This window comes from Frankia sp. CcWB3 (genome assembly GCF_977927595.1).
Genome location: NZ_CDWRCK010000149.1, coordinates 2919 through 11438 on the forward strand (window position 1 = coordinate 2919; position 8520 = coordinate 11438).

The window sequence follows — 8520 nt, forward strand, 5'->3', positions numbered from 1 at the left end:
TGAGGTGTTCGTGACCGACGACGGGGCCGAGACCGACCTCGACATCGGCCACTACGAGCGGTTCCTCGACGTCGACCTCGACGGCAGCGCCAACGTGACGACGGGCCAGGTCTACTCGGCCGTTATCGCCAGGGAACGCCGCGGCGGCTATCTGGGCCAGACCGTCCAGGTCGTCCCGCACATCACCGACGAGATCAAGAACCGGATCCGGCGGCTGGCCGGTGACTCCGTCGACGTGGTGATCACCGAGGTCGGCGGGACCGTCGGGGACATCGAATCGCTGCCCTACCTGGAGGCGATCCGTCAGGTACGCCACGAGGTCGGTCGGGACAACGCCCTGACGGTGCACGTGAGCCTGGTCCCCTACCTCGCCCCCTCCGGAGAGCTGAAGACCAAGCCGACCCAGCATTCGGTCGCGGCGTTGCGCAGCATCGGCCTGCAGCCCGACGCCGTGGTCTGCCGGTCCGACCGGCCGCTGCCCGATTCACTCAAGAAGAAGATCGCGATGATGTGCGACGTCGACGACGAGGCCGTCGTCGGGGCGCCGGACGCGAGCTCCATCTACGACATTCCCCGGGTGCTGCACCGCGAGGGTCTCGACGCCTACGTGGTGCGTCGGCTCGGGCTGTCCTTCCGCGACGTCGACTGGACGGAATGGGACACGTTGCTGCGGCGGGTGCACCACCCGGCCAACACGGCGACGATCGCGATCGTCGGCAAGTACGTGGACCTCCCCGACGCCTACCTCTCGGTGACCGAGGCCCTGCGCGCCGGCGCCTTCGCCACCGACACTCGGGTGGACCTGCGGTGGGTCACCTCGGACGAGTGCTCTTCCCCGGACGTGACGGCCACCCTGCTTGACGGGGTCGACGGGATCATCGTTCCCGGTGGTTTCGGGGTGCGGGGCATCGAGGGCAAGCTCACCGCGCTGCGGCACGCCCGCGAGAACGGCATTCCGACCCTCGGTATCTGCCTCGGCCTGCAGTGCATGGTCATCGAGGCGGCCCGCAGTCTCGCCGGCCTGGAGGCGGCGAACTCCACCGAGTTCGTCCCCGAGACCCCCCACCCGGTGATCTCCACGATGGCTGACCAGCACGAGGTGGTGGCCGGCACCCGGGACATGGGCGGCACAATGCGACTGGGCCTGTACTCGTGCGTGCTGGCGCCCGGCACGCTCGCCCGGCGTGAGTACGGCGCCGCCGAGGTCGCCGAGCGCCACCGGCACCGGTACGAGGTGAACAACGACTATCGGCACCGGCTGGCCGCCGCCGGGCTGGTCTTCTCCGGGGCGTCGCCGGACGGCCGCCTGGTCGAGGTGGTCGAGCTGCCCGCCGACGTGCACCCGTACTACGTCGGCACCCAGGCACATCCGGAGTTCCGGTCCCGGCCGACCCGGGCCCATCCGCTGTTCCGGGGTCTCGTCGCCGCGGCGGTCGCGCATGCGGACCGCCGCCGCGGGGTGCTGCCGGTGGACCTGCCGGGCGAGGACGCTCCCACTCCGGAGAACGGCGCCGCGCAGACCCGCGGCGTCACGGCCGGTCGATCCGGCGGGAGTATCCGCCGGGGCGCGAGCGCGTCCCGTCCGAGCGTCAGCTCCAACGGCACCGCCGCGCTGGTGTCCCCGTGACGGCGACCCCGCACCGGTACGAGGTCACCGAGAGCACCCTGGCCTACCAGGGGAGGGTCATCTCTGTCCGCCGCGATCAGGTGCGGATGCCGGATGGCGACATCTCGCAGCGTGATGTGGTGGTGCATCCCGGCGCCGTGGGGGTGGTCGCCCTCGACGAGGCCGATCGGGTGGTGATGGTCCATCAGTACCGTCATCCCGTCGGTGGTCCGCTGTGGGAGCTGCCCGCCGGCATTCTCGACGTGCCGGGCGAGCCGGCGTCCTCGGCCGCCGCGCGGGAGCTGGCCGAGGAGGCCGGGCTGCGCGCCGACCGCTACGATCTGCTGGTTGACGTGTGGGCCTCGCCGGGGATGACCGACGAGGCCTACCGCCTTTTCCTGGCCCGCGGGCTGCACGAGATCCCGGCTGCCGAGCGGTACGTGCCGGTGCACGAGGAGGCCGAGATGGGTCTCGCGCGTATCGACTTCACCGACGCTGTCGAACGGGTCCTGCGCGGTGAGATCACCAACGCGATGGCGGTCATCGGGCTGCTGGCCACGGCCCGGGCGCGCGGCGAGAACTACGCCGGTCTGCGCCCACCCGACGCACCCTGGCCCGCTCGTCCCGCCCACCGCGGCTGAGCCGCCGCGCCGCGGCCCCGTTTCTCCGCGGTGGTGTCGGTCCCGCGGTGGCGTCAATCGTTGTGGACCAGCACGCCGGCGGCCTCGTCGACGACGATGCCCCGCGCGGCGGCGAGGGTCACCGCGTCGATCGGGAATGCCTGCGCGACCCCGGGGACGGTGAACGTGCCGTCCCAGGTCACCGCGAGGGTCACCTGGTACCAGCCCGGCCGGGCGTAGCCGTGCGCCACATAGGCCTCGGGATGATCGCGCGGTGAGATCGCCGGGTCGTAGGGCCGGCCGGGAGCATCCGGGCCGGTCTCGCCGTCACCGAACTCCCAGTGATAGCGGGGAACGGCGCTGATGGTCGCCACGACCGGCTGGTCGACGTTGAACGTGAACGAGTCGGGCACGGGGGTGTAGAGGATCGTGGCCAGGTTCGCGAAGCTGCGGCCGGACGGCGCGATGACGATCGACGGCTTCGGCAGGAGTTTCTCGCGCAGGTAGTTGGCGAGCGCGGCCTGCACCTGGGCGATCGGCACCGCGCCGGCGGGCAGCAGGTAGTTGAAGCAGCCCGCTACCGCCTGGTCGTACTGGGCCCGCGCCTGCGCGTCCATCGCCGGATCCGGCCCGACCGCGGTCAGCAGGTCACAGACGGCCGCCGGGTCGTCCGGACAATCCTGGCCGCAGGCCGCGCTCCGCCGGGCCCCCGATCCGGTCGGGATCCCGACGCGCTCCAGCACTCCGTCGTGGTAGCGGTACTGGTAGCCGTTGTCCGTGGCCCGGGTGTCACAGGTACCCCACAGCGCGCCGGCGCAGGGCACCGGGACGGTGCGCCCGGGCGCCGCGGCGGCGGGCGCCGCGCCGGCGGCGAGGCTGGTCAGGCTCACCAGCAGCAGCGCGCCGACCGCGATCAGCGCCGGGCGCGGGAACGCGCGGCGCCGGCCGGCGGTGGTCGTGCGGGCGGCGGTGGTCGTGCGCGGGGCGGTCGTCCCCGGGCCGGTGGTCATGCCCGGGCCGGGGCGTAGCGCAGGGTCTGGATACGCCAGCCGTGGTCGGTGAGCGACAGTTCGGCCGTGCCGACCCGGGTCGGCACGCCCGGGGCGTCGGAGACCCGCCGGCCCGCTGGGTCCAGCAGCCCAACCGCCCGGGTTCGCACGGTGAAGTCCACCTCGGTGACGAGCCCGACCCGCGGCCGGGCGAGCACGTCGCTCAGCTGATAGGCCGGCCCGTCCGCGCGCAGCCCCCGCTGCTGGAGTGAGCGGGTCACCCCGACGTCGAGGGCGCAGGGCTGGCAGCCACCGAGCGCCCTCGGCGCGATAACCGCGACCCGACCGGCCCGCGCGGCCTCGTTGATCTCGTGAAAGTAGCCCTCGACCGTGCGAGTAGCGGCCGCGGGCGTGTCGTCGACCGAACCGGGGCCCGAACCGGGGAAGGAAGGGCCGCCGGAGACGGCCGTGCCCGGGTTCTGGGAACCGGGGCGGGTCGGGACCGCGGCCCCGGATGGCTCGTGCTGGTCGCCGCCGCAGCCCGCGCCCGTGAGGATGACGAGCATGGCGATAGCGACCCCTAGCCGTGCGGCGTACCGTGACGACCCGTTGTCCGCCCGCACAAGTCGCCAGGATAGCCGCGGAAACGCGGTATGTGGATAGGCGCCAACGGAGAACGGGGGGCAGGTCCTACTATCAGTTCGATGATGGGAGTCACCGACGGCGACCGGGTATTCCGGCTGTGCCCCCCGCGGCCTCGGCATCCGGCGTCGGCGGGTCCTCGGATCATCGTCCGTCGGCGCCTCGGCCCGGGCCGGACGACCTGTCCCGGCCTGCGGATCATCGAGCCGGGTCCCAGCTGCGTGGCACGCCCGCCGGCGTCATCGAGCGCTATCTCCACCATCTGGAGGGCGAACGCGGACTCGCGCACAACTCGGTGCTCGCCTACCGTCGCGACCTGCGCCGCTATTGTGATCATCTCTCCGCATGCGGTCTGTCCTCGTTGGGCGCGGTCGGTGAGGCGGAGGTTGCCGGATTCGCCGCCGTGCTGCGCACCGGTGACGACACGCACCCGCCGCTTGCCGCGGCGTCGGTCGCGAGGATGCTGGTCGCCGTCCGGTCGCTGCACCGCTTCGCGGCCGACGAGGGTGACGTCCCCGAGGACGTGTCCCGGCCGGTTCGACCGCCGACGCCTCCCCGGCGGCTACCGAAGGCCCTGAGCATCGACCAGGTGGTGGCCGTCCTCGCCGCGGCCGCGGGTGCGCCCCCGTCGGGATCCCCGCCGCCGCCCGGGGGACCGCCGCCGGTGGAACCGGCCGAGGCCGTCCGCCGTCTGCGCGCGACCGCGTTGCTGGAGCTTCTCTACGGCACCGGGGCCCGGATCTCGGAGGCCGTCGGTCTCGACGTCGACGATCTCGATCTGGAGGCCGCCTCCGTCCGCCTGCACGGCAAGGGCGGACGTGACCGGATCGTCCCGCTCGGTCGGTGCGCCATCGCCGCGGTGGCCGACTATCTGCGGGTGGGGCGGCCGATGCTGGCCGCCCCCCGCTCGGGGCCCGCGGTCTTCCTGTCCCGCCGCGGTAACCGCCTGTCCCGGCAGAGCGCGTGGTCGGTGCTGCGTACGGCGGCGCTCGCGGCGGGTGTGGAGGGGGTCTCACCCCACGTGCTGCGCCATTCCTTCGCCACCCACCTGCTCGACGGCGGCGCCGACGTCCGGGTGGTGCAGGAGCTGCTGGGACACGCCTCGGTCAGCACCACTCAGATCTACACCCTGGTGACGGTGGACCGGCTTCGCGAAGTGTACGCGGCCTCACACCCACGCGCCTTGGGCTCGACCCTGGGCTCGATCGGTCACCACTCCCGGACCTGGGGACCCGAGGACGGATCCGTGCATGACGGATCCGTGAGTTTCGCCGGGGCACCGCCCCGGTTCTGAGCGACGGTCGGCGTCCCGGGCGAATGTCCACCCGGGACTGTCCGCGGGAGAACGCGCCAAGCGGCGCGACGCCACCGCTTGGGGACGCGTGGACCGGCGCGGCACGTGGACACGCTCAGGATGGGGTGTACGGCCCCAGGCTGGGCATCCCGTTGGAGGGAGCCGAGGCGGGAACGCCGCCGACACCGCCGACCGTCTGCGTGCTGCGCTCGGCCAGGGTTTCGCCCACCTTGCGGGCGATCGCTTCCATCAGGCGCAGTGCCTGCGGCAGCGACAGGTTCAGCACCACTTCGCTGTCGTTCGTCATCGCGAAGCGAACCGACACGTCCGCCATTGCTCGACCTCTCTCGCCTGACTCCGAAGATCTGCTCGATGTGTGTGAAACGGAACGGTACGGCCCATCTGAGACCAATGCGCGCGCGGGGTTCCTGGAAGTACCGGCAGGTTCGCTTTTCGTGTCTACTCTCTCACCAAGTGTCGCGGTCCAAGAGCTGTAGCTGTCAGTCACGTGGGTTGCTCCTCTGCCGGTGGCGACGTGTATGGACCCGGTCGATCCGGATCTCCCCACGGGGGGGCGAGCTCGGAAAAATCGGGCACGTAGCTGTCCCGTTGTCTCTGCATAGTCCCTCATTGCCAGGAGCTGTCCGCAAGGGGGTGGACTTGTCATGCATCGTCATGTCGGAGGGTGAACGGGTTGGTTCCCACCGTTCTGGGAACGCTTTCACGGGTGTCACGCAGCCGGGCGGCCAAAGCCCGGATCGGGCAGGATGGCAGGGTGGCTTCGACTGACCGCGTCCGGCCGGATGTCCCCGCGCTGATCATCGGTATCCTCGGCGGCTCGGGTCCGCAGGGCGGGGGCCTCGGCCTGCGGTTCGCCGCCGCCGGCCATCTCGTGCTGATCGGGTCCCGCTCGACCGAACGCGGCCAGCAGGCCGCGGCCGCGCTCGCGCGTCCCGGCCTGCGTATCGAAGGCGCGGACAACGCCACGGTCGCCGAGCGCGCGGATATCGTCATCATCGCGGTTCCCTGGGATGGCCATCGCCAGACCCTGGCCGCCTTGCGGGAGCCGTTGGCCGGGAAGATCGTGATCGATTGCGTCAACCCCCTCGGCTTCGACAAGGGGGGTGCCTTCGCGCTTGCGGTGCCCGAGGGCAGCGCCGCGCAGCAGGCGGCCGCCGTCCTGCCGGACAGCACCATCGTGGCGGCCTTCCACCACGTCTCTGCGGTGCTGCTGGCCGATGACGCGGTCGCGAAGATCGACACTGATGTCCTGGTCCTCGGCGACGATCGGGCCGCCACCGATCTGGTGGCCGCGCTCGCCGAGCGCATTCCCGGCATGCGGGGCATCTACGCCGGCACGTTGCGCAACGTCGGTCAGGTCGAGGCGTTGACCGCAAACTTGATCTCGGTCAATCGTCGGTACAAGTCACACGCCGGCCTGCGGGTCACCGATGTCTGAGCGGCGTCCGGACGTGGCCTCTCCGAACGGGCGGGAACGAGAGGCGGGGACGGCCCTCCGGGACGATCTGGGCCACCCGGTGGCGATTCCGGCGCGGGTGGAACGGATCGTCTCGCTCGTTCCCAGCCTCACCGAGTCGATCGCCGTTACCGCGCCCGGTCTGCTGGTGGGTGCCACCGACTGGTGCAGCCATCCCGCGGGGCTGGCCGTCGCCCGGGTCCGGGGGACAAAGAACCCCGACCTCGACACCATCGTCTCCCTGGCTCCGGACCTGGTCTGCGCGAACGCCGAGGAGAACCGGGAACCCGACCTCGCCGCGCTGCGCCGGGCCGGGCTCGCCGTGTGGGTCACCGCCCCTACCACGGTCGATCAGGCTCTGGTGAGCCTGGACCGGATGCTGCGCCTGGCCTGCGGGCTGGCTCGTCCCGGCTGGCTCGACGCCGCCCGGCAGGCCTGGGCCGTGCCGGCCGCCGGGCCGCGGCGGCGGGCGTTGGTGCCGATCTGGCGCCGGCCGTGGATGGCGGTCGGCCGGGACACCTTCACCGGCGACGTGCTGCGCCGGCTGGGGGTCGACAACGTGCTGGCGGACTCGCCGGACCGCTACCCTCGGATCGATCCCGCGGCCGTCCCGCCCCATGACCTGGTGGTCCTGCCCGATGAGCCGTACCCCTTCAGCCCGTCGGACGGACCCGAGACCTTCAGCGCGCCCGCGGTCTGCGTGTCCGGCCGCCTGCTGACCTGGTACGGCCCGTCCCTGGTCGAGGCGGGGTCCGTGCTCGCGGCGGCGCTGGCCCGGACCGGCGATGGGCCGGAGTGACAGCGCCGCCGCTGGCACCACCGGCCGGATGGCTGATCAGTAGCTGTGCTCGATTGTCGGGTACCTGCCGTCCCGGACGTCCGCGCGGTAGGCCCGGGCGGCGTCCGCGAGAATCGTGCGCAGATCCGCGTACCGCTTGACGAACCGCGGCGCGCGGCCGTCGCTCAGCCCGGCCATGTCCTGCCAGACCAGCACCTGGGCATCGCATCCCGAGCCGGCTCCGATGCCCACGGTGGGGATGCGCAACTCCTTCGTCACCCGGGTGGCCAGATCGGCGGGAACCACCTCGAGCACGACCGCGAACGCGCCGGCCGCCTCGAGCGCCAGCGCGTCGGCCAGCAGGACCCCGCCGGCCTCGTCGCGGCCTTGGACCCGGTAGCCCCCGATAGTGTGGATGCTCTGCGGGGTCAGCCCCAGATGCCCGATAACGGGGATGCCGGCGCCGACCAGGGCGTCCACCGCCCGGACCACCCGGGAACCGCCCTCGAGCTTCACCGCGTGCGCCCCGCCCTCCTTGAGGAAGCGGGTAGCGTTCGCCAGCGCCTCGGCCGGCCCCCCCTGGTACGACCCGAAGGGCAGATCGGCGACGACCATCGCGTGCGGTGCTCCGCGGACCACCGCCCGGACCAGCGGCAGCAGCTCGTCGACGGTGATCGGCACGGTCGTGTCGTAGCCGTAGACGACGTTGGCGGCTGAGTCCCCGACCAGCAGGACGGGGATCTCCGCCTCGTCGAAGACGGCGGCGGTGGTGGCGTCGTACGCGGTCAGCATCGACCACTTCTCGCCCCGGTTCTTCGCCGCGGCGACGTCACGCACTGTGAAACGGGACCGGCGTGGCCGCGGCGGCGTGGTCGGCGCGCCGTAGGGCGTCGCCGCCGGGCCCGCCGGGTGGGTGGGTGTGCCTGAAGCATCCATGAGCGCTCCTGTACGTCCGTCCGGGCGCTGGGCGTCCCGGCGTCCCTCTCATGCTGCCACCAACGGCCGCCACGCGGAGAGCCCGCGGCGGAGCAGATCCCCCGGCCCCTAGGGCCTGTTTGGGAAGTTCATCGGGGCAGCCATTTGTTGATCGCGGCGATGGTGGCTGTTGCTTCGT

9 protein-coding genes are annotated in these 8520 nt (G+C 72.2%); 5 read left to right on the forward strand and 4 right to left on the reverse strand.

What is annotated here, in order from left to right; genetic code table 11:
* Both ACY5KJ_RS12615 and ACY5KJ_RS12620 read left to right on the forward strand, forming a co-directional pair.
* Positions 1 to 1627, forward strand: a 1627-nt coding sequence (locus ACY5KJ_RS12615; protein WP_462203417.1) for a CTP synthase, incomplete at its 5' end; no start/stop codon positions are given.
* Positions 1624 to 2247 carry an NUDIX domain-containing protein gene (locus ACY5KJ_RS12620; RefSeq protein WP_462188285.1) on the forward strand — a complete coding sequence of 208 codons (624 nt, stop codon included), beginning with the start codon at positions 1624 to 1626 and terminating at the stop codon, positions 2245 to 2247. The genes ACY5KJ_RS12615 and ACY5KJ_RS12620, both read left to right, overlap by 4 nt.
* A gap of 53 nt (positions 2248 to 2300) precedes the next feature.
* Here ACY5KJ_RS12620 and ACY5KJ_RS12625 read toward each other — a convergent pair whose 3' ends face one another.
* Entirely contained in the window at positions 2301 to 3236 is a 936-nt protein-coding gene (locus ACY5KJ_RS12625; protein ID WP_462188284.1) for a PKD domain-containing protein, read from the reverse strand.
* Positions 3233 to 3781 carry a hypothetical protein gene (locus tag ACY5KJ_RS12630; RefSeq protein ID WP_462188283.1) on the reverse strand — a complete coding sequence of 183 codons (549 nt, stop codon included), beginning with the start codon at positions 3779 to 3781 and terminating at the stop codon, positions 3233 to 3235. The genes ACY5KJ_RS12625 and ACY5KJ_RS12630 overlap by 4 nt, the downstream gene beginning before the upstream one ends.
* 293 nt (positions 3782 to 4074) lie before the next feature.
* On the opposite strand from ACY5KJ_RS12630, the gene ACY5KJ_RS12635 reads away from it, so the two are divergent.
* Complete coding sequence (locus tag ACY5KJ_RS12635) at positions 4075 to 5151, forward strand: site-specific tyrosine recombinase XerD (RefSeq protein WP_462203420.1); 1077 nt, start codon at positions 4075 to 4077, stop codon at positions 5149 to 5151.
* Positions 5152 to 5266: 115 nt separating this feature from the next.
* Here ACY5KJ_RS12635 and ACY5KJ_RS12640 read toward each other — a convergent pair whose 3' ends face one another.
* Positions 5267 to 5485 carry a hypothetical protein gene (locus ACY5KJ_RS12640; protein ID WP_023841797.1) on the reverse strand — a complete coding sequence of 73 codons (219 nt, stop codon included), beginning with the start codon at positions 5483 to 5485 and terminating at the stop codon, positions 5267 to 5269.
* A gap of 441 nt (positions 5486 to 5926) precedes the next feature.
* Here ACY5KJ_RS12640 and npdG point away from each other — a divergent pair, with 441 nt between their 5' ends.
* Both npdG and ACY5KJ_RS12650 read left to right on the forward strand, forming a co-directional pair.
* Positions 5927 to 6610 carry an NADPH-dependent F420 reductase gene (npdG, locus tag ACY5KJ_RS12645; protein ID WP_462188280.1) on the forward strand — a complete coding sequence of 228 codons (684 nt, stop codon included), beginning with the start codon at positions 5927 to 5929 and terminating at the stop codon, positions 6608 to 6610.
* Between the two features lie 13 nt (positions 6611 to 6623).
* Positions 6624 to 7427 (forward strand): helical backbone metal receptor, encoded by an 804-nt coding sequence (locus ACY5KJ_RS12650; protein ID WP_462203418.1) that lies wholly within the window; start codon positions 6624 to 6626, stop codon positions 7425 to 7427.
* 36 nt (positions 7428 to 7463) lie between these two features.
* Here ACY5KJ_RS12650 and panB read toward each other — a convergent pair whose 3' ends face one another.
* The gene (gene panB, locus ACY5KJ_RS12655) at positions 7464 to 8342 is read right to left on the reverse strand and encodes a 3-methyl-2-oxobutanoate hydroxymethyltransferase (protein WP_462203419.1); all 879 of its coding nucleotides are present in this window, start codon (positions 8340 to 8342) and stop codon (positions 7464 to 7466) included.
* Between the last annotated feature and the right edge of the window lie 178 nt (positions 8343 to 8520).